Below are 21,110 nucleotides of genomic sequence, written 5' to 3'. Positions count from 1 at the left end.
ATGTTATGGTAAAATCATTTCCAAACCCAAATTCGCTGATAAAGAACTGATTCCGGCCAGTTACCCATAATTACAGACCCATTTTTCTCAACCCATGCATGCGCCTCAAACTGCTTGGCCGGGTTCACCTCGATTCCGATCTCTAATGTTAACGCCGGCACCTTGCGCAACAAATATTTGGTTGCCAGCGCGCGAGGAAGGCATAGCAGCTCCAATGGCAGTAAATTCGCAGCTGTGTCAACAGCCCAAACAGTCAGATCAACGCTTTGCTGGGAAGTTTCACCTGTATATTTCGATTTGCAGAGCCAATGAAAGATTTTTCTGAATGTTGCGAATGGCAAAATCGTCAGACCTACTTTAATAAGCACCAGGCTAGCAGCCGCTTTCAGAAAAATGAGCTTTCCTTCCAGTGATAAACTATTCCATTTGGCAATATGGTGCTTGAAACGTCCCAACCGAATTTATTTAGTGATCTCAACCAGCTTTTCAGAAATGAGATCTTTGAGCAAAACATCAATGTCACTTTTGCAGGTTTCTGCATCGACTTCGTATTCACTAATCACCGCATCACAAAGAGCATCAATGGTTTGCGGTCCTTTTTCCAGGTTGTCCCACACAAGCATTCCTACTTCATTCAGTCCGTAATATGCACCTTTGCTATGGTTGAGTATGACTGTTTCGCCTGCTACTTTGGAGCTGATCTGTTCGGAAGTCAGTTGGTATTTTGTCATGAGGGGCTATTCTGATGTGATATAATGTGTTTTGATTTGTACAAAGTTAAAAATTTTAATTACTCAATCTCAAACTTTATTCCCTGCGCCAGCGGAAGCGCCGTTCCGTAATTGATCGTGTTGGTTTGCCTGCGCATATAAACTTTCCAGGCATCCGAACCAGATTCCCGACCTCCGCCTGTTTCTTTTTCCCCTCCAAATGCACCGCCAATCTCCGCGCCCGAAGTGCCTATGTTCACATTAGCAATCCCGCAATCAGATCCTGCGTGAGAAAGAAAAAGCTCTGATTCTCTGATGTTTAATGTAAAGATAGCCGAAGATAATCCCTGGGGGACGTCATTTTGAATGGCAATGGCCTCTTCCAGATCATTGTATTTGATCAGATAAAGAATTGGCGCAAAGGTTTCATGCTGCACAATTGGATATTTATTCAACACCTCTGCAATGCACGGCGCAACGAAACATCCCGACGAAAATTCATCTCCAAAAAGCACTTCCGGTTCAACAAGAAAACTGCCACCGGCGTCTATGACTTTTTCTACGGCAAGCTGATATTGGGAAACTGCCTCTTTATCGATCAACGGCCCAACGTGCATGTTGGCATCCAGTGGATTTCCAATGCGCAACTGGCCATATGCTTTCACCAATCGCTGCTTGACCTCTTCGTAAATTTCAGCCTGGACAATGATCCTTCTGGTAGAAGTGCATCGCTGGCCTGCCGTCCCTACCGCACCAAAAACGATGCCGGGAATAGCAACATTTAGATCTGCTGACGGCGTAACAATGATAGCATTGTTACCACCCAGTTCCAGCAAACTCTTACCAAGCCGCCTGGCAACAGCTTCGCCCACCGATTTTCCCATTCGTGTGCTGCCCGTTGCTGAAACCAACGCGATCCGCGGATCATTGGCTAGCCATTCCCCAACTTCCCGGCCGCCCGTTAAAATACAAGAAACACCTTCCGGCACATCGTTGTCTTCGAGCACTTTTTTTATAATGTTCTGTGATGCTAATGCTGTCAGCGGCGTTTTCTCAGATGGTTTCCAAATGCAAACATCGCCACAAACCCAAGCCAGCATGGCATTCCAGGACCAGACTGCAACCGGAAAGTTAAATGCAGAAATAATGCCCACGACACCGATCGGATGCCATTGCTCATACATGCGGTGCTGCGCTCGCTCGCTATGCATGCTCAATCCGTACAATTGGCGCGAAAGCCCAACGGCAAAATCGCAGATATCTATCATTTCCTGCACTTCTCCCAAACCCTCCTGCAAGCTCTTGCCCATTTCATAACTCACCAACGTGCCAAGCTCGGTTTTGAATTTCCTGAGCTGGTCGCCCATCTGGCGCACGATATCACCGCGTTTTGGCGCTGGGATTTGTTTCCATATCTTAAATGCTTCCACCGCTTTCTGCACCACGAAGTCATAATCTGAGCGATCTGCCTGATTTGCCTGGGCTATTCTTTTGCCATCGACCGGGGAGTAGGATTCGAGGATCCCGCCATTTCCGGCCTGATGAATTTTCCCGGTGCTGACACCATTATTAAGCTGCTGAATGCCAAGCGTATCGAGGACAGTTTGTATATTTTCCATTTACAATTCTTTGTGTGTAATGACCATTATTAATTAAAGAAAGCACCATTCTCCGTTTGCAGAAAGTCAGCGAGCAGAATGTCCTCTTGCCGGATAAATCCTCTGTCTGGCAAAACGCCGTTTGCTACCATTTCCACAACCGACGCAATGGAAGCGGCAGTGGTCCAGGAAATGGCCCGCCAATGCTTTCCATCTATTTCAATGGGATGGTATGCCCTGTAAAACTCTTCCCGTTCCAATCGGTTATCTTTCCAACCTTCCACAACGGCATACACATAAACAACATCCTGCTGCACAGGGGGTTTTGCTTCCGTTAATATCTGTTCGATCAGCTCACGCTTATCTTTTAAGCAAAGTTCATAAAGCATAAAACGCATCAAACTGCAATGTCCGGGATAGCGTATCGTCTTGTAATTCAGCGTATCGAGCTTTCCTTCCAGCGTTTCACACATTGTTCCCAGACCGCCGGAAGTGATGAATGCTTCGAATTCCTGCCCTTCTATATTGATCATTTCAACGCCTTCCAGGGAAGGAACCATCTTCCGGACGCCATTATGGATCACTTCCGCATCATTAATATACTCATTCACAACTCCCGCCGGAGACCAGGTGAAGGAATAGCCCATCAGGCCATTTGGATAGCGCGGTAAAGCGCCGACTCGGAGTTCAATATCGCGTAGTTTCGTGAAACGTTTGGCCAGATCCATTCCTACTATGCCAATAAAACCCGGCGCGAGGCCGCATTGCGGTGCAAGCACGCTGCGGCTGTCCCTGGCCATTTCCCGTATTGCGGCCGTAGTTGCAACGTCTTCGGTTAGATCAAAATAATGTATTCCTTGCTCGCAGGCTTTGCGCGCGATGGGTAAATTGAGATTATAGGGCATGCAGGAGACGACTGCGTCAAATCCGGCGAGCGTTTGTTCTAAGAATTCAGGGTTGCTAATGTCGCCCGAGATTACCGGAAATGGCAGTGAAACAGAAGGTTGTGTCTTATCAACCCCGGTAACATTAAATTTTTTGCTTAATAACGTCCCGACAAGTGACCCAACTTTTCCGAGACCAATAACGAGGATTTTTTGCATGTATAGTCAAACATTTAGATTGTAAATATTTTAGCTGTGGAGAAAGATATGAAAAGAAATTGCAGTTTTTAAAACTTACATGTCATTTTTGTATGATGAATAAAAGGGATATGCGAATTGCAATTGTGGGCGGAGGCGCTTCCGGATTTATGGCTGCTATAACAGCCGCAGAACAAAATCCGGACGCGAAAATCGTGATTTTGGAAAAGAATAAGACGGTGTTAAACAAAGTCCGGGTGTCGGGCGGCGGCCGCTGTAATGTGACGCATAACCCGTCCGATCTGCGTTTTTTTATCAAAAACTATCCCAGAGGTGAAAAGCTGCTGCGCAAATTGCTGCATCATTTTGACGCGAAGGCAACTGTAAACTGGTTTGAGAATAAAGGCGTAAAATTGAAGACCGAGCCGGATGGCAGAATGTTTCCGGTAACCGATTCATCGCAAACGATCATTGAATGTATGGTCAGGACGGCGCGTAACCTGAATATTGAGATCAGGACAAGCACATCTGTCCGGTCGTTTTCCAAAATAACCGGTGATAATCAGAATGGCTTTTCGATCCAGTTGGACGAAGATGAAAAAATTTATGCTGATAAATTGCTGATCGCGACCGGCGGATATCCCAAAGCAAGCGGGTTTGATTGGCTTGAAGCACATGACCACACGATCATTAACCCACTTCCATCTCTTTTTACATTCAACACGCCTGACAATTATTTGCTGCCGCTGGCCGGGGTTTCGGTTCAGGATGCGTTTGTAAAAATTTCGGGAACAAAACATGAATGGCAGGGGCCATTGCTGATCACGCATTGGGGTTTTAGTGGTCCGGCAGTTCTCAAACTTTCGGCCTGGGGCGCACGTGATCTTGCGGAAAAGGATTACAATTTTGTTTGCAAGATCAATTGGCTGCCGCAAATGAATGAGCAGCAGGTCAGGGAGTTTTTATTGGGTGAAAAAACAAAAACGCCGAAACAACAAATTGCCTCACATGCACGCCTCGGCATTCCGGCCCGGCTATGGAAAGCGTTTGTTTCAAAATCAGAAATCCCGGACGAATTACGCTGGTCTGACGCGACGAACAAGGCATTAAACCGGCTCACTGAGTTACTGACAAACAGTCAGTTTGACGTAAAAGGGAAAACCACTTTCAAGGAGGAGTTCGTAACCTGCGGCGGCATTTCCCTGACCGACATTGATCATGAAACATTAGAAAGCAAATCTGTCCCCGGATTGTATTTTGCCGGTGAAGTGCTTGACATTGACGGCATTACCGGAGGCTTTAATTTCCAAAACGCCTGGACAACCGGATACATTGCGGGAAAGAACATGGCCGCTTACTCCACATTATCTGCCATTGCATCAAAATAGGCCCTTACCTTCTTCGCCCGATCCAACCCGACGAGTCCGGCCAGTTCGGCCAAAGAACTCTCGCGGATACCACGAACGGAACCAAAGAACTTCAACAATTTCGCTGCTGTGATCTTCCCTACGCCGTCCACACCGTCCAATTCACTGATCAGGCTGGCCTTGCTTCTTTTGTCCCTGTGAAATGTGATTCCAAACCGGTGCGCTTCATCCCGGATCTGCTGAATGAGTTTTAGTGATTCGGATTTTTTATCAATGTAAAGGGGAAGTGAATCCTCAGGAAAATAGATTTCTTCTAGTCTTTTGGCGATGCCGATAATGGGCACCTGGCCGTAAATGCCCAGATTTTTCAATGCATCACAGGCTGCGCCGAGCTGGCCCTTTCCACCATCGACCACAATCAGATCCGGCAGCGGCTGCTCTTCCGCAATCAACCGCAGATAGCGCCTTCCTACCACCTCGTTCATGGAAGCAAAGTCGTTAGGGCCTATTACAGTCTTAATGTTGAAATGTCTGTAATCTTTTTTAGAAGGCTTTCCATCTTTGAAACAAACCATAGCCGCAACCGGATTTGTCCCCTGAATGTTGGAGTTATCGAAGCATTCAATGTGCCTAGGAAGCGTTTTTAATTGCAAATCGCTCTTTAACCGGATCAAAATCCGATCTTTTTTAGATGAAGTTGCGGATGCTTCCACTTCCCTGCGCTCCGCTTTGTCACGGCGGAAATACATCACATTTTTCATGGACATATCGAGCAGCTTCTTTTTATCACCGATCTGTGGAACAGTCAGTTCCAGGCGCATTTCCAGATCTGGCTTAATGTTAGAAATCAGCTCCTTGGCCTCAGCCCCGAACTTAGAGCGCATTTCAATAATCATTAATGCTAGTATTTCCGCATCACTTTCGTCAAGCTTTTTCTTCACCTCAATCGTCTGTGTAGCAACCATATATCCCTGTTTTATTTTCATAAAATTGAGATAAGCGGCTTCTTCGTCCGACACAATGGTCAGCACATCAATATTACCGATCTTAGGATTGGTGACGGTGGCTTTACTTTGAAAATTGGAAAGGCTTTCAATTTTGGTTTTCCAGGAATGTGCCTTTTCAAATTCCATTTGCTCGGCCGCTTTCAACATTTTTTCTTTAAAATATTGCTGCGGAAGCGAGAGATTACCTTTCAGAATATTGTGGACCTGCTCGATTTCGGCATTGTATTCCGCTTCGTCCTGCAAGCCCTCGCACGGGCCCTTGCAATTGCCAATGTGATATTCCAGGCAAACCTTAAATTTCCCGGCCTCAACATTGGCCCTGGTCAGCGGCAACTGGCACGAACGGATCGTGTAAAGCGATTTGAACATATCCAGCAGCGTATGCATGGTCCGCAAACTCGCAAAGGGTCCGTAGAATGTTCCTTTGGTCCTGTCCAGGTTGCGCGTCACATATACACGCGGGAAGCGCTCCTGCGTCACGCATATAAAAGGATAAGTTTTATCGTCTTTAAGTAGAATGTTAAATTTCGGCTGCAACTGCTTGATAAGCTGGTTTTCAAGCAATAATGCGTCCCATTCGCTGTGGACAATGGTGTATTCGATGCGACGGATCTGGCTTACGAGCCGCTTGGTTTTACGGTCGTGCTGGTTGGATTTCAAAAAATAGCTCGAAACCCGGCTTCTGAGGCTTTTCGCCTTACCCACATATATTACTTCCCCGGTTTCGTCGAAATAGCGATATACACCTGGGTCAAACGGAATTTTTGAAAGTTCTTCTTTATAATTGAATTCAGACATTGAATAATTCTTGACAGGCTGTGCCTTTATCTATTTGAAAAAAACAACCGCACAAGATGAAAAGTTGCGTCCTTAACCAACCCATACGCATCAGCCTGGGCCTGGTTGAGATCCATTGGCCGGTTCAAAACAGACACTGCATAAGTTATGCCAGCATCGCGGACTTGTTCGGGCGTAATCTGCAAAGTGCCGCAAACGACGGCCAGCGGAACCTTATAAATTTTGCAAAAATCTGCCAAACCTTTCACGACTTTGCCTGACAATGTCTGCTCGTCCACCTTACCCTCGCCTGTAATGACCAGATCTGCATCTTTGATGCGCTCTGCAATGCGTGTTTGCTCGATGACAATGCTGACGCCATCTTTCAAAACTGCGTTTAAAAACCAAAGACATCCTGCCCCTAACCCACCGGCCGCACCAGCTCCGGGATTTTCGCTGATGTCTTTTCCAAAAGTTTTGGAAGCAATGTGACTGAAATTTTTTAAACCATTATCCAGGAATTGAACCATTTCCGGATCCGCTCCTTTTTGCGGGCCGTAAATGTGCGCGGCGCCATTGAGCCCAAAAAGCGGGTTAGTAACATCGCATGCAACTGTAACAGAAACGGCATTCAGACGGCTGTCCTTTTCGATGCTATCAATGCACCGGATTTCATTCAATGATTCACCCTTTGCGGACAGCATCGCATTATTCTTGTCATAAAAACGATACCCTAATGCTTGCGCCATCCCAATTCCACCGTCGGTTGTAGCACTTCCGCCGATGCCTAATATGATTTGCGTAACACCTTTGTCTAGAGCGTCTTTAATAAGCTGGCCGGTTCCATATGTGCTGGTTAGCAACGGATTACGTTCTTCGGCAGCCAGCAACGCCAGCCCGGACGCAGCTGCCATTTCTATATAAGCCGTTTGCCGGTCAGCCGATAAGCCATACGATGCTGTGACAGGCCGCCCTAACGGATCGTTAACTTCAACGTCAATGGTTTCTCCTTGTGCATGTTGCGTCAGGATTTGCGCGGTTCCTTCACCGCCGTCTGCCAGCGGGATGGTTGTGACATTCGCATCGGGGTAGGCCAGTAAAATGCCATCTCTAATCGCCCGGCAAACGTCAATTGCTTCAAGAGAGCCACGAAATTTGTCTGGTGCAACGAGAATGTTCACAATCAGTGCATTAACCCATTAAAACAACACGCCTTCGTCATCGGAGCGGGAAGGTGGAACATATGTGTCAGTGCTGTCCGTAGACACGCCGCCGCATTCCTGAACGTAATTTTCAGGTTTTTTGAAAGGCTCTTTTCTGTATTGAACCAGCGTAGGATCCTTGTAAACTTTCTGCATGAACATTCCCCAGGCCGGCATCGCAATGCGACCACCCTGCCCGTAAGCAATGGTCCGGAAGTGGATGCTGCGATCCTCTCCTCCTACCCATATTCCTGAAACCAGATGCTGCGTCATACCCATGAACCAACCATCTGAATAATTGGAAGTTGTTCCGGTTTTGGCTGCGATTTCGTTGCCTTCGGTCACACCATATTGTCTCAACCGACCAGCCGTTCCGCCCGGATCCTCCACGGCGCCGCGCATTAAATACAGCATATTATAAGCCATATTTTCACTGATTTCCTGATTTTGCTTTTGGAAAAATTCCTGCAAAACATTGCCATAACGATCTTCAATGCGCAGGATGGTCATGGGCTCAGTTCTGTGACCGCCGTTAGCAAATGCACTGTAAGCGCCTACCATCTCAAAAACAGACACATCACTGATCCCTAAACAAAGTGAGGGCACTTCCTGTAACTTGCTGGTAATGCCCAGCTTATGCGCATACTCGGCAACAGTTTTGGCTTTCACCATTTTTATCAGATACGCACTCACGGTATTTACAGACTTACCTAATGCCTGACGCAATGACAAGGATTGGTAAGAGTATTTATTATTAGAATTTTTCGGAGACCAGCCGCCCGGCACACCGTCGGAAGGACCGAAGTAAATCGGCGCATCCGTCACGTGGTCACAAGGCGTTAAGAAGTTCTTATCCAATGCTGACACATAAACAAACGGCTTGAATGTAGAACCGGGCTGGCGCGAGCCTTGCTTCACGTGATCGTATTTGAAATATTTAAAATTTATCCCTCCTACCCAAGCCTTCACGTGGCCGTTTCTTGGATCCATCGACATCATGCCCGCCCTTAAAAACCGCTTATAATAAGCAATGGAATCGATTGGGCTCATCATGACTTCCTTCTCGCCATTCCATGAAAAAACCTTCATTTTGTAAGGCTTACGCATGATCTTCCACGCCTCTTCCTCACCCAGATCTCGCTTCAATGAGATAAAATGCGGTGATCTTCTCGCGGCTGTCGTCAGGAAACCAGGAATTTCTTTTCCGTTGTCGAACGACCATGGATTACGGCCTTTCCAATGTTCATCAAAAAGCTTTTGCTGCCCTTTCATGTGCTCGGTCAGCGCTTCTTCCTGGTAACGCTGCATTCTTGAATCAATGGTTGTATAAATGCGTAAACCGCTGGTATACAAGTCATAATTCATATCATGCTCTTCGTTATACATTTTCACCCAGCTTTTGAGATAACCCCGCATGGATTCCCTGAAATAAGGGGCTAGACCGGTGTTATGGCCTTCCACGGTGAAATCGATGCCCAGTGGCTTTTCTTTATATCGCTCGAAATCTTCTCTTGGAATGTAATCGTATTTGGTCATTTGCGCCAAAACCGTATTCCGGCGGTTCATTGCATTGGTAGGAAAGCGCAATGGGTTAAAAAGCGTTGGATTTTGCAGCATTCCAACCAGCAATGCAGCTTCCGTGACATTCAGATCCCAGGCTTCTTTATCGAAGTAAGTCTTTGCAGCAACCTTGATCCCGTAAGTGTTATTACCGAATGAAACTGTGTTGAGATACATTTGCATGATCTCCTGCTTGGTATACTTCCTTTCCAGGATCACAGACAAAATCCATTCTTTGGTCTTTGCAATCACAATTTTTACCAAAGGAATTTTGCCTAAAAGGCCCTCAAATTCCTCTGAGCGCGTATTAAAAAGATTTTTTGCAACCTGTTGCGTCAGCGTACTTCCTCCTCCCGAGCTCGAATTTCCTGAAACGACACCTTTGAACACACGTAACAAACTTCTTGGGTCAATCCCGGAGTGGTTTACAAAACGCGCATCTTCCGTTGCAACCAATGCATCGATCAGATTGGGAGATATCTGAGAAATGTCAATCTGCGTTCTGTTTTCGAAGAAATATTTACCTAATGACTTGCCATCTTCACTAATCAGCTCGGATGCAAGTTCACTTTTAGGGTTTTCCAGTGTTTTCAAATCGGGCATTCCGCCGAATAACCAGAAAAAGTTAAAGCTTACGGCAACAATGTAAAGTATAAACAGACCCAGTCCAATTCCGATAGTCCGCCAGAGACGGATTATGGTGCGGCGATACTTTCCGGGTTGGAATTCAAGCATATGAAACGGAGTTAATTAATTGTAAACAGACAAATATACAATTTCGGCCAATTATCTCTTTCCCATGGAAAGCGAATTCAGCTCTTGCATCTCTTTGAGCCTTGGGAGGTAAATGCTGGAAGGATATAATCTCATGAACTCAGCAATGGCTTGTGTATAAGCATCTTTGCCCCGCACTTTTCCAATCAGAAAAACGCGTAAAAGCGCAAATTTGTCCTCCATAACATGGCCTTTGTAAGCAGGAAGATTTTGTTCAATGTCGTCAAGTGCTTTGGAATAATCACCTTTTGAATAAAGCGCATAGGCAGCTTCATATTCCTTCACCGGGTTTCCTGAACCCGCCACATTATTGTCCGACGCTTTCCCGACAAGCCGGGCATATGTGGAAGTCGGATATTCGTCGAACAACTTGTTTTTCCAAGTATTCTTATCATTATCAGCTTCGTATGTCAGATAAAGCAGATAGTAAAGCTCTTCCTTATATTGTGTCTTAGGATATTCCGTCAGGACGCGCTGGAATGTGCTGATAGAACGTTGCGACTCCTGCAAATCGAATCTGTAAATTTTGCCCAGATTATATAGTGCGTCCTCTTTTTTCTTTTGAGAATCGCCCATCTGGCCTTCTGTGAGCGGGATATTTTGTTTTAAAGATGCATGCAAAGCGTCCCATTCAGGCGTTCCTTTTTTCAGGCTGTTGTCGGCGATCACCTCCGTTTGCGCGGCGAGCGAATCTGGTGCATCCGGATCATTGCCCGCCAGGGAGCGCATTTGTCTGCTGCTTCTCCGCCAGTCATCTTCCAGCCGACGGTTGCCCCAGGCCCTCTTGAACTCCGTGCGTCCCTGATTGATCAATGCCGGATCATAAAGCTCCCACCGGCGCTCTCCACCATTCATCAGCGGATTTTGAACACTCTGAACATTGGTATTTTGAGCGGCCAGCATTGCCTTCTTTTCCTTCGCCTCCTGCTCTTTACGCGCATTTTCCTGCGCTTCAATAATGTCATCTATCTTATTATCCAGCGCAGCAGGGTTCATTTGCGCCAATTTTTGCAGACTGTCTTCCGCATTTACGACACTATAATGCTTTACAAATTCATCCAGCGCCCTTTTTCTTTCAGACACGAGCTTATACTCAGGCGCCTGTTGGGGCAGAATGGTGAGCGCGCTGTCGTAATATGCTTTTGAAATTTCGAATTTTTCCAAAGACTCATAATTGATCCTGGCCAGTTGCAGATAACTGTATGCTTTCTGCTCCATATTCGCGCCTTTTGAGGCGGTAACGGCTTTTTGCAGATAACCAATCGCTTCCGGAATCTGCTTTCTGTGCTCAGCCAGCAAACCCATCGTGAAGTAGATTTTGTCATTCAGGTCTGCATTCTTGCGGTCGCGAAGCATTTTATCAAAACCAACATCATCCAGGTCCTTTTTCGGGTTCAGGACCACTTCGTTTTGAAGCGAATTCATAGAAGAATAAAAGCCCAGATCATAACCCGGACGATTTTTGCTCACACTTTTATAATGTTTGTTTGCCAATGCATACTGACCCAGACGATCATACATCTGCGCGGCCGCAAAATGAATGCGTGCGGTTTCTGTTGATTTTTTTAACAGTGGAAATACTTCTTCCAGGATTGCCACGGAAGTCAGATATTCTCCGTTTTGCTGATGCAGATAGGCTTTCGTCAGGTAAAACTCACGCGTTGAGGCTTTGCTAAGCGGTTGCTGGCTTAAATATTCGGCCACGCCCAATGCATTTGAAAAATCCTTTCTGATAATGTAGGCCCGCATAAGCAGGATCAGAGCATTGTTTTTATCGTTTTCGTCCTTGCCATTGGCATAAACATAACGCAGTGCTTCAAGCCCGTCTGCCCATTCTCCAAGATATAATCTGGATTTACCCAGGACAATGTAACTGTTATCGACCCACTTGCTGTTCTGATGCTTTTCTGCAACGATGGACGCTTTTTTAATGGCGTCCTGCAACTGCGGTTTTACGGGAAGAGAAAGCACCGAATCCATAGGCAACAGGATGGGCAGCAATTCATTATAGTTCTCTTTGTATGCCTTGTTCATCTGAAACTCAGCCTCTGCCAGACCTTGTTCAGCAATAAAATAGGCATTATAATGTGCGGAGAGATTGTGGAACCCAACTGCGGCAGGTTTTGTGCTGAACTGCGAACAAGCTGCCAGCAAACCGATTAAAGTGAGTGAAAGGGCTGTGCGGCAGATGTAGAGGGCAAAACGGTTGGTCACAAATATGAAGTTAGGGATGTCTTTGGTCTTCTTATAAGCAAATCTAAAACGGTAATTTAAATAATTACGTATCGAAGATAAGCGCAATTGTAAAATTTGGAGCAATTTTGCCTCAATATTATCCGGCGATTACATGGAAACAAACAATGATGACGCGGCGAAGGAAGAGCGAAAAAGGGCATTGCAAAAACAATCGTCCGGTTTCCTGAAATATTCCGGCATGGCCACCCAAATGCTCGGCACCATTCTGATCTTCACTTACGGAGGTTACAAGCTCGACGAGTGGCAGCAAAACGACGTCCCGGTTTGGACATTAGTGCTGTCGCTGCTCTCCATTGCGGGTTCATTATATATGTTGATCAGAGGTTTTACAAAAAAATAGATTGCACTTAAAGCGCCACGCATGTTACGGACAGTTGCTGCTACTATCATTATCGGAATTGCATTTTTCCTTGCTCAGCATTTTCACTTCGACCGGTTTTTGCATCCTTATATATGGTACATTTTAGTCTTCTTTTTCGGGCTGTCGTTTTTCGCGCACCGGCTGATGGAGATCGGGTTTCGAAACAACCGTGAAAAATTCGTCACTTTTTTCCTTATAGTATTAATAGGAAGATTCATTCTCAGCCTGATATTCATAGCCATATTTTTATACAAAGGACTAACTGATTCATTCTTATTTATCACCAACTTTTTTGCACTCTATTTATTTTATACAAGCTTTGAAATATATGGTTTGTATTGTAACTTGCGCCGCAATTGACAAAGCGTAGCATTTCAAGCATATATGTACACCCATTTGAGACTGTTTTTTACTACTGCCCTGGTTGCGGCAACCTGCCTTTTGAATGTTCCTGTAAAGGCAGACGAACCTACACAGCACGAGGCTGAAAAGGTTGTCGAAGGCATTAAAGACGAAGAGCATAAAATTGAACATAATCTTGAAGAGTCCGAAGCAAGCTTCGATATCGGCGCAATGATTATGCATCACATTGCCGATTCTCACGAATGGGAGATTACACATGGTGTAGTTATTCCACTTCCGGTAATTCTTTATTCAGCTGATCGTGGAATTGAAGTTTTCTCATCTGCTAACTTCCATAATGAGCATCACGAATACAAGGGTTATCACCTTGTTCATGGTGAATCGGAGACAATTGTTCCTGTTGATGAGTCTCGTACTATTTATGATTTCTCAATTACAAAGAACGTTGCTTCAATGCTTTTGAGCGCGGTTATCTTGATCGTTATTTTTACAAGCATTGCAGGATTCTATAAAAATAGCAAAGGGAAGGCTCCGAAAGGATTCCAGTCTGCAATGGAGGTTGTTATTTTATTCATCCGTGATGATGTTGTTAAACCTAACGTTGGTCCTAAATACGAAAAGTATCTTCCGTATCTGCTGACATTGTTCTTCTTTATTTTGGTGAATAACATTCTAGGCCTGCTTCCAGGGTCTGCTAATTTGACAGGAAACATTGCTGTTACAATGACTCTTGCTGTTTTGACATTCATTATTGTTCATTTGAATGCTAATGGCAACTACTACAAACACCTGGTAAAACCAACTGGCGTCCCAGCTCCCTTGTTGCTGATCATGATTCCAGTTGAAATTGTAGGTGTTTTTATGAAGCCATTTTCCTTGATGGTCAGGTTGTTCGCTAACATTACTGCGGGTCACATTATCTTATTAAGCCTTTTCGGTCTGATTTTCATTTTCCAAAGCTTTGTGATCGCTCCGGTTATTTCGCTTTTCGCCTTGTTCCTGAACTTTATCGAGATCATGGTGGCGTTTATCCAGGCATTTATCTTTACCCTTTTATCGTCCATGTATATCGGAAGTGCCATTGAAGAGCACAGCCATGCAGATCACGGACATTGATTGAATCTCTTTTTTATTAATTATATATTTTAAACAAAACACAATTATGTTGTTTCAAATCTTGCTTCAAGCTGCAGAACAAAGTGGTGCTGGTCTAGCTGTATTCGGTGCTGCAATTGGTGCTGGTCTTGCTGCTATCGGTGCCGGTCTTGGTATTGGTAAAATTGGTGCTAGCGCTGTTGAAGGTATCGCTCGTCAGCCAGAAGCTGCTGGTGCTATCCAGACTGCCATGCTTATTATCGCGGCTCTTATCGAGGCGGTTGCGCTTTTCGCAGCGGTTATCTGTCTGTTGATCTCGTTCAACTTGTAGTAAAAAACATTGGACTCGGGTCCTTACTTCTTTTGCATTAGGCATCGGAAGTAACATTGAAATTCTTCGTGGAAGCATTAGGCTTCCACGATTTTTTAAGAAATAAAAGAGAGCGGTTCTTACACTCAAAACTCATTATACTATGTCATTGCTTACTCCAAACCCAGGTCTTATTTTCTGGATGCTTGTGGTATTCTTGCTGGTTGTTTTCATTTTGGCCAAATTCGCCTGGAAACCAATCATTAAAGGCCTTAAAGACCGTGAAAACGAAATTCAGGGCGCGCTTGATCTTGCTGAAAGAACAAGAGCTGAGATGATTCAGCTTAAATCTGACAACGAAAAACTGATCGCAGAAGCAAATGCCGTTCGTGACCAGATCCTTCGTGATGCAAAAGACGCAGCTGACCGCACTATTCTCGAATCAAAGGATAAGGCAGCTGTTGAAGCGCAGAAAATGATTGAAAGTGCTCGCGAGGCGATCCGTAACGAGCAGCAGGTTGCTGTTACCAAGATCAGAAAAGAAGTTGCAACCCTTTCACTGGAAATCGCTGAGAAAGTTTTGCACCGTGAATTGAAAGACAAAGAAGCGCAGGAACAACTGATCGCAGAACTTGCTTCGTCTGCACGCCTTAATTAATAAGTCTACAAAATAATTTACGATGTCAGTAAGTATAGTTGCTTCCAGATACGCAAAATCGCTGATCGAGCTAGCCAAAGAACAAAATGTTCTGGAAGCGGTTTATCAGGATATGCTTTTATTTAAGGATACGGCTGATAAAAACAGGGGCTTAATGCTTGCATTGAAAAGCCCGGTTGTGCGTCACGAGAAGAAACTGAATATTTTGAAAGCGCTTTTCGAAGCCCGTGTCAATCCGGTTTCCTACGCGATCTTTACCATCATTACAAAGAAAAACAGGGAAGCGATCCTTGACGAAATAGCGAATGAGTTCGTGAAAGCTTATAACCTTTTCCAAGGCATTCAAAGAGCAACAGTGGCTACTACAACGCCATTGACTGATGAGCTTCGCAAGCAGTTTACTGAAATGGTTACTGCCGCAACAGGCCGTACCGTTCAATTAGCTGAAAAAATCGACCCGAATTTGATAGGTGGTTACGTGCTTACCATTGATGACCGCCAGATTGACGCGTCATTGAGAAGCCGCCTTAACGAGCTTAAATTACAGTTTGTAAACTGATATTTTTATCTGCATAATTTGGAAGACCCGGCTGCTATGCGGCCAGGTCTTTTTTTATGTCCAAATGTTGCTATACTTTCATCTTGGTAACATTCTTGAAGCTGATATCGATCGCTTCAATAGCCGGGCGCTTCGCTACATCCTGCTCCACGAAGAAATGCTTCAAACCAGCGATTTTACGTGCGTCAAAGATTTTCTTGAAATCAATAGAACCGGTTCCTACTTCTGCAAACGATTGATCACCTTTGTCCATATCCTTCACGTGCCATAATGGGAAACGGCCAGGATATTTTTTGAAAAGATCAACCGGGTCAAGTCCCGCTTTTACGATCCAATACAAATCCAGTTCAAGCTTAACCAGGTCAGGATCCGTGCTTGCGATCAAATCGTAAGGAAGCTGTCCGTCCATTTTCTTGAACTCAAAATCGTGGTTGTGGTAACCAAACTGCAACCCTGCTTTCTTGGCAACCTCTCCTGACTTATTAAACAGGTCGACATATTTCTTATAATCTTCAATTGATTTGCGCTCTCCGTCAGTCAGGTAAGCACAGTTCACATATTTCTGCCCGATAGCAGCTGCATCGTCTACCGCACGTTGCCAGTCGTTAGAAAGTGTGCCTTTCTGATCCTTCATCTGAACACCTGCGCCATAATGTCCGCTTACCGGATTGAGTCCAAGCCCGTCCAAAATAGCCTTAAATTCTTTTGGTGTTTTACCAAAGAACTTGCCGTCATTATATCCAAAAAGCTCAACTTCCTTATATCCGATCGCCGCTACTTTTTTCAATGTTCCTTCCAGATCCTTCGCAAGGTCCGTTCTCAGCGTGTAAAGCTGTAAACCGATGTTTGAAGAGGCATTTGCAGTCAAATCAAATTTTGAAAGCATGGGAGTTGCCAACATAAAAGCACTCGCTTTTATAAATGATTTCCGTGAAATCTTTTCGTTGTAATTCATCTGTTTTCTGTCGAAAATTGGGGTTGGTTATATTTATTTGGTAATCGTAATTGCGCCTGAACCGGTGAGCTTTGTTTTCATATCGTCCGTGACTTTCCAGTCGTCCGAAAAGCTGCCTTCGACGATAACATTGGTGGATGCATCTTTAAACAGCATGATATCTCTGAATTGCGGAAGTTTTCTGTGCATTGCAGACACAAACGGAAAACCTTTGTCCTCCGCCCCCGTCCACCAGGGCAAACCAGAATTAATGGCCACATAATGTTTATCAACCGGAAATATATAAAACAATCCGTGCGTCTTATCTGCCGGATTCAAATGCATGGGAAGTCTATCCGCATACTTTGCGATCATCGCATTTGTTTCTTTTGTCCCAAACAGAATGAGATTACTACTCTCCATGTCGCTGGGCCGAACTTGCTTGTCCGCTAATATTCTCGGAAAAAACATGATCCGATCTAAAAACTCTCCGCGGTAATCTGACCAGTTCGCTGCTTTCGTAGCAAGATCAACACGCTTTTTCAACTCTTCGGGTGAAGGATTGTCAGCAGTGCCATAGAAGTAAACATGCCGGCTGGAAAATGCCTCAAAAATAGGCCCTTCGGCTCCCTTTTTCTTTACCAGGCCTGTTGTGATAGGGTTTGATGCCACTGCCCATACATTGTTATTCTTAACAAATGAAACAGCGCTATCGGTTTTCGCCGAAAGCGCTTTTCCGTCAATGCTGAATGTTACATTGCTCGCAGCATTGAATTTCGGATGACCTTTCAGATTGACCGTAAATGCGGATAGATTTTTTGTCGTAATAGTAGCAGCATTCGGCTTATTCAGATTGGCGTCAATTTCTGCCAAAGCAGTCAAATCCATTTTATCAAACTGAACCCAAAAAGCCTTGTTGTATTTGTATTGTCTACTAATGAATTTCACTCGGTCCGGATAAGGGTTGCGCTCGGCATGTCCGAACCATTCGAAAATAAACCCATTATCATATGCGCTTACCCAACTGTCATGCTTCACATCCACAAACTCCTTATAACTCACTTCTACACCGATATCCTGTAAATGCTGCACCCATTTCCGCGTGTCGGCAACCGGAACAACCGGATCTGCGTCGCCATGGAAAAAGTGAACAGGAAAATTCAATGCATTGGCAGCTAGACCAAATGTTCCGTCCGGGGGCGCCGGGCAAACAGGCGCAATCGCTGCCCAAATATCCGGCCTCGTTAGTCCGAGCCAAAGCGTTCCTCCCCCACCCATAGAAAGGCCTGTGAGGTAAGTTTTATTTTCATCAATTTTGAAGCGCTTCTTCACATCGTCCAGCACGTCATAAACGTCCTCTTCGGGAATGCCCTGGTAACCTGCCGTTCCTCTTGCAAAGGGCGAAGCAACTATAAAATCGACATCATCAAATTGTGGAAAATAGCGGGTTGCCTCGTCATCGGTTTCACCCTCTGCATTACTTTTTCCAAAAACACGACGTAAATCCAGACGGTGATTGGAACCGGCACCATGCAGCATTATTACCAATGGATATTTTTTGTTTTCGTCGAAATTTTTAGGGAGATAAAGGCCATATGGCTGCTCGCTGTCATCGGCGTCGGAGAAGAAAGTCAGGACTTGCGGACCGGACGGAAGCTTTTGTGCCTGTAAATACCCGATGTTTAATATCAAGCCCAAAACGGTAAAAACCGCAGCATTCCAAAATTTGATTCTCATCTCGATATGATAATTTTCTTGGGCTAAATATAAACTAAATCATAACGACTATTTACTAAAATATGCATTTCATTCTTGCTAATGAATGTTAACAAAAAAAGAGGCGGATCAGATGACCCGCCTCTTCAAGCATTGTTACTTCAAAAGATCTGCCGATTAGTTGGCAAGCTCTTCTTCTTTTTTACGAACACTGATAACAAGTTGTTCACTGTTCTCTTCGTGATTGGCAACTAGCACATCGCCTTCGCGCAAATCGCCTTTCAATATTTCCTCTGCTACGGGATCTTCGAGATATTTCTGGATCGCCCGGTTTAAAGGACGCGCTCCGTATTGCGGATCGTAACCTTTTTCCGATAAGAAGTCCTTCGCAGGAATTGTTAATTCAATTTCGTAACCTAAACCTTTCACGCGGTTGAACAATTTGCCCAGTGAAATGTCAATGATTCTGTGCAGATCTTCACGTTGGAGCGAGTTAAACACGATTACATCATCCAAACGGTTCAGGAATTCAGGAGAGAACGCTTTCCGAAGAGCACTTTGAATGGTGCCTTTCATTATGTCGTCCTGATTCTCAGTTTTCGCTTTCGTAGAGAAACCGATTCCGGATCCGAAATCTTTCAAGTCACGTGCTCCAATGTTAGAAGTCATGATAATGATCGTATTTCTGAAATCCACTCTGCGGCCCAGACCGTCTGTCAGGATTCCATCGTCAAGCACTTGCAGCAGAATGTTGAACACATCCGGGTGCGCTTTTTCGATCTCATCCAAAAGGACTACGCTGTAAGGCTTACGTCTGATTTTCTCCGTCAGCTGACCACCTTCTTCATAACCCACATATCCCGGAGGCGCTCCAACCAAACGCGATACGCTGAATTTCTCCATGTACTCGCTCATATCGATCCGAACCAAAGAATCGTCTTTGTCGAACAGATAAGTGGAAAGCACTTTTGCAAGCTCGGTTTTACCAACACCTGTTGGCCCAAGGAAGATGAATGATCCGATCGGTTTCTTAGGATCTTTCAAACCTACCCTTGTGCGTTGAATCGCTTTTACCAGCTTTTCAATCGGCGGGTTCTGGCCGATAACTTTTGCTTTCAATTCATCCGCCATGTTCAGCAATTTCTTGCCTTCGTCCATGGAAACGTTCGTTACAGGAATTCCGGTCATCATCGCAACCACTTCGGCTACATTATGCTCGGTTACGGTGTAACGTTTTTGTTTTGTTTCTTCTTCCCAAGCCAGTTTCGCACGCTCCAATTGATCGATCAATTTCTTCTCACGATCTCTCAGTTGCGCTGCTTCTTCGTATTTCTGGCTCTTGACAACCCTGTTCTTTTCCTGCTTGATATTTTCAATCTGCTCTTCAAGAACAAGAATGTCTTCCGGAACTGTAATGTTGCTGATGTGAACTCTCGCTCCTACTTCATCCAAAACGTCAATCGCCTTATCCGGCAGGAAACGATCTGTAATGTATCTTTCAGACAGCTTAACCGCTGTGCTGATCGATTCAGGCGTATAGTTAACATGGTGGTGATCTTCGTATTTATCCTTAATATTTTCAAGGATCTGAATGGTTTCTTCAATAGAAGTTGCATCCACCATCACCATCTGGAAACGACGTGCTAATGCACCGTCTTTTTCAATATACTGGCGATATTCATCTAATGTCGTCGCACCGATACATTGAATTTCTCCGCGTGATAATGCAGGTTTGAACATGTTTGAAGCATCCAGAGAACCGGAAGCGCCACCTGCGCCCACGATCGTATGAAGCTCATCAATGAAAAGGATCACATCCGGAGATTTTTCCAATTCATTCATTACTGCTTTCATTCTCTCTTCAAACTGACCGCGGTATTTCGTTCCGGCAACAAGAGATGCCAGATCCAATGTAACAACGCGTTTGCCGAAAAGCACACGTGAAACTTTTTTCTGAACAATTCTTAATGCAAGACCTTCTGCAATCGCAGTTTTACCCACACCAGGCTCACCAATAAGGATTGGGTTATTCTTTTTACGACGGCTAAGGATCTGGGCTACACGTTCGATCTCTTTTTCACGTCCAACGATCGGATCCAATTTACCAACCTCGGCCATTTTGGTCAGGTCGCGTCCAAAGTTATCCAATACCGGAGTCCGTGATTTCTCTGCTCCTTTTGATTCTTTTCCAGATGCAGAGCCGCTTCCTCCTCCGAACATGCCTCCTCTTGCTTCATCATCTCCGTCTTCGGTCTCCGGCCCCATGTGCGGCTTGGATCCTGATGATTGATATTCTAACATTTCTTTGATGACTTCGTAGTTAACATTAAATTTATGAAGAATCTGGGTGCCAACATTGTCTTCATCACGCAAAATCGAAAGCAACAAATGCTCTGTTCCGATCAAATTACTCTTAAAAATTTTGGCTTCCAGATAGGTAATTTTCAAAACTTTTTCCGACTGTCTGGTCAGGGGTATATTTTGTAAATTCTTAACGTTATTGGTCGCTGCGCCTTTTGTTGCCTGCTCAATGGTTTGTCTGACATCGTCGAGAGAAACGCCAAGCTTCTTTAATAAGCCAATCGCCACTCCGTCTCCTTCACGAATCATTCCCAGCAACAAATGCTCTGCTCCAATGTAATCATGACCGAGGCGAAGCGCTTCTTCCCGGCTCATCGTGATTACTTCCTTCACTCTATTCGAAAATTTTGCTTCCATTATGCAGCAATAAAAAGTGTTTAATATTCTAAACGCTACTTGATCCTCGTTTGTTCAAAATAG

General features: G+C 44.8%; 17 protein-coding genes. 6 read left to right on the top strand and 11 right to left on the bottom strand.

Annotated elements, in window-relative coordinates; all coding sequences use genetic code 11:
- Positions 1-14: 14 nt before the first annotated feature.
- The 4 genes from L0659_RS09815 to L0659_RS09800 are packed head-to-tail and all read right to left on the bottom strand — an operon-like array spanning position 15 to position 3,411.
- Complete coding sequence (locus L0659_RS09815) at positions 15-455, bottom strand: lasso peptide biosynthesis B2 protein (RefSeq protein WP_235125760.1); 441 nt, start codon at positions 453-455, stop codon at positions 15-17.
- A gap of 6 nt (positions 456-461) precedes the next feature.
- Positions 462-731, bottom strand: a complete 270-nt coding sequence (locus L0659_RS09810) for a PqqD family protein (protein ID WP_235125759.1) — start codon at positions 729-731, stop codon at positions 462-464.
- A 59-nt stretch (positions 732-790) separates the two neighbouring features.
- On the bottom strand, positions 791-2,320 hold the full coding sequence (locus tag L0659_RS09805; protein ID WP_409019069.1) for an aldehyde dehydrogenase family protein: 1,530 nt from the start codon (positions 2,318-2,320) through the stop codon (positions 791-793).
- A 38-nt stretch (positions 2,321-2,358) separates the two neighbouring features.
- Positions 2,359-3,411 carry a saccharopine dehydrogenase family protein gene (locus L0659_RS09800; protein WP_235125757.1) on the bottom strand — a complete coding sequence of 351 codons (1,053 nt, stop codon included), beginning with the start codon at positions 3,409-3,411 and terminating at the stop codon, positions 2,359-2,361.
- A gap of 110 nt (positions 3,412-3,521) precedes the next feature.
- On the opposite strand from L0659_RS09800, the gene L0659_RS09795 reads away from it, so the two are divergent.
- Positions 3,522-4,778 carry an NAD(P)/FAD-dependent oxidoreductase gene (locus L0659_RS09795; RefSeq protein ID WP_235125756.1) on the top strand — a complete coding sequence of 419 codons (1,257 nt, stop codon included), beginning with the start codon at positions 3,522-3,524 and terminating at the stop codon, positions 4,776-4,778.
- Here the strand turns inward: L0659_RS09795 and uvrC are convergent.
- The 4 genes from uvrC to L0659_RS09775 are packed head-to-tail and all read right to left on the bottom strand — an operon-like array spanning position 4,745 to position 12,291.
- Complete coding sequence (gene uvrC / locus L0659_RS09790) at positions 4,745-6,562, bottom strand: excinuclease ABC subunit UvrC (protein ID WP_235125755.1); 1,818 nt, start codon at positions 6,560-6,562, stop codon at positions 4,745-4,747. The genes L0659_RS09795 and uvrC overlap by 34 nt on opposite strands.
- A gap of 26 nt (positions 6,563-6,588) precedes the next feature.
- A complete protein-coding gene (locus tag L0659_RS09785) occupies positions 6,589-7,722 on the bottom strand; it encodes a glycerate kinase (protein WP_235125752.1) in 1,134 nt (377 codons plus the stop codon).
- A gap of 18 nt (positions 7,723-7,740) precedes the next feature.
- On the bottom strand, positions 7,741-10,038 hold the full coding sequence (locus tag L0659_RS09780; protein WP_235125751.1) for a penicillin-binding protein 1A: 2,298 nt from the start codon (positions 10,036-10,038) through the stop codon (positions 7,741-7,743).
- Between the two features lie 51 nt (positions 10,039-10,089).
- Positions 10,090-12,291 carry a tetratricopeptide repeat protein gene (locus L0659_RS09775; protein ID WP_235125750.1) on the bottom strand — a complete coding sequence of 734 codons (2,202 nt, stop codon included), beginning with the start codon at positions 12,289-12,291 and terminating at the stop codon, positions 10,090-10,092.
- 133 nt (positions 12,292-12,424) lie between these two features.
- On the opposite strand from L0659_RS09775, the gene L0659_RS09770 reads away from it, so the two are divergent.
- The 5 genes from L0659_RS09770 to atpH all read left to right on the top strand — a co-directional run bounded on the left by L0659_RS09770 (position 12,425) and on the right by atpH (position 15,679).
- Complete coding sequence (locus L0659_RS09770) at positions 12,425-12,673, top strand: AtpZ/AtpI family protein (protein ID WP_235125749.1); 249 nt, start codon at positions 12,425-12,427, stop codon at positions 12,671-12,673.
- A gap of 405 nt (positions 12,674-13,078) precedes the next feature.
- Positions 13,079-14,173 carry a F0F1 ATP synthase subunit A gene (gene atpB, locus L0659_RS09765; protein WP_235125748.1) on the top strand — a complete coding sequence of 365 codons (1,095 nt, stop codon included), beginning with the start codon at positions 13,079-13,081 and terminating at the stop codon, positions 14,171-14,173.
- Positions 14,174-14,219: 46 nt separating this feature from the next.
- Positions 14,220-14,483: an ATP synthase F0 subunit C gene (gene atpE / locus L0659_RS09760; protein WP_234608106.1), complete on the top strand. Its 264-nt coding sequence runs from the start codon at positions 14,220-14,222 to the stop codon at positions 14,481-14,483.
- A gap of 142 nt (positions 14,484-14,625) precedes the next feature.
- Complete coding sequence (gene atpF, locus L0659_RS09755) at positions 14,626-15,120, top strand: F0F1 ATP synthase subunit B (RefSeq protein WP_235125747.1); 495 nt, start codon at positions 14,626-14,628, stop codon at positions 15,118-15,120.
- Between the two features lie 22 nt (positions 15,121-15,142).
- Positions 15,143-15,679: an ATP synthase F1 subunit delta gene (atpH, locus tag L0659_RS09750; RefSeq protein WP_235125746.1), complete on the top strand. Its 537-nt coding sequence runs from the start codon at positions 15,143-15,145 to the stop codon at positions 15,677-15,679.
- Between the two features lie 70 nt (positions 15,680-15,749).
- Here the strand turns inward: atpH and L0659_RS09745 are convergent, their stop codons facing one another.
- The 3 genes from L0659_RS09745 to L0659_RS09735 all read right to left on the bottom strand — a co-directional run bounded on the left by L0659_RS09745 (position 15,750) and on the right by L0659_RS09735 (position 21,047).
- Positions 15,750-16,634 carry a sugar phosphate isomerase/epimerase gene (locus L0659_RS09745; RefSeq protein WP_235125744.1) on the bottom strand — a complete coding sequence of 295 codons (885 nt, stop codon included), beginning with the start codon at positions 16,632-16,634 and terminating at the stop codon, positions 15,750-15,752.
- 33 nt (positions 16,635-16,667) lie between these two features.
- Positions 16,668-18,350, bottom strand: coding sequence for an alpha/beta hydrolase-fold protein (locus tag L0659_RS09740; protein ID WP_235125743.1), 1,683 nt, complete (start codon positions 18,348-18,350; stop codon positions 16,668-16,670).
- Positions 18,351-18,506: 156 nt separating this feature from the next.
- Entirely contained in the window at positions 18,507-21,047 is a 2,541-nt protein-coding gene (locus L0659_RS09735) for an ATP-dependent Clp protease ATP-binding subunit (RefSeq protein ID WP_026630868.1), read from the bottom strand.
- Between the last annotated feature and the right edge of the window lie 63 nt (positions 21,048-21,110).

It is taken from the genome of Dyadobacter sp. CY347, from assembly GCF_021502655.1.
Lineage (GTDB): Bacteria > Bacteroidota > Bacteroidia > Cytophagales > Spirosomataceae > Dyadobacter.
Note: the sequence above shows the minus strand (reverse complement) of the source record. Positions and strands in the feature narration are given on the sequence as shown.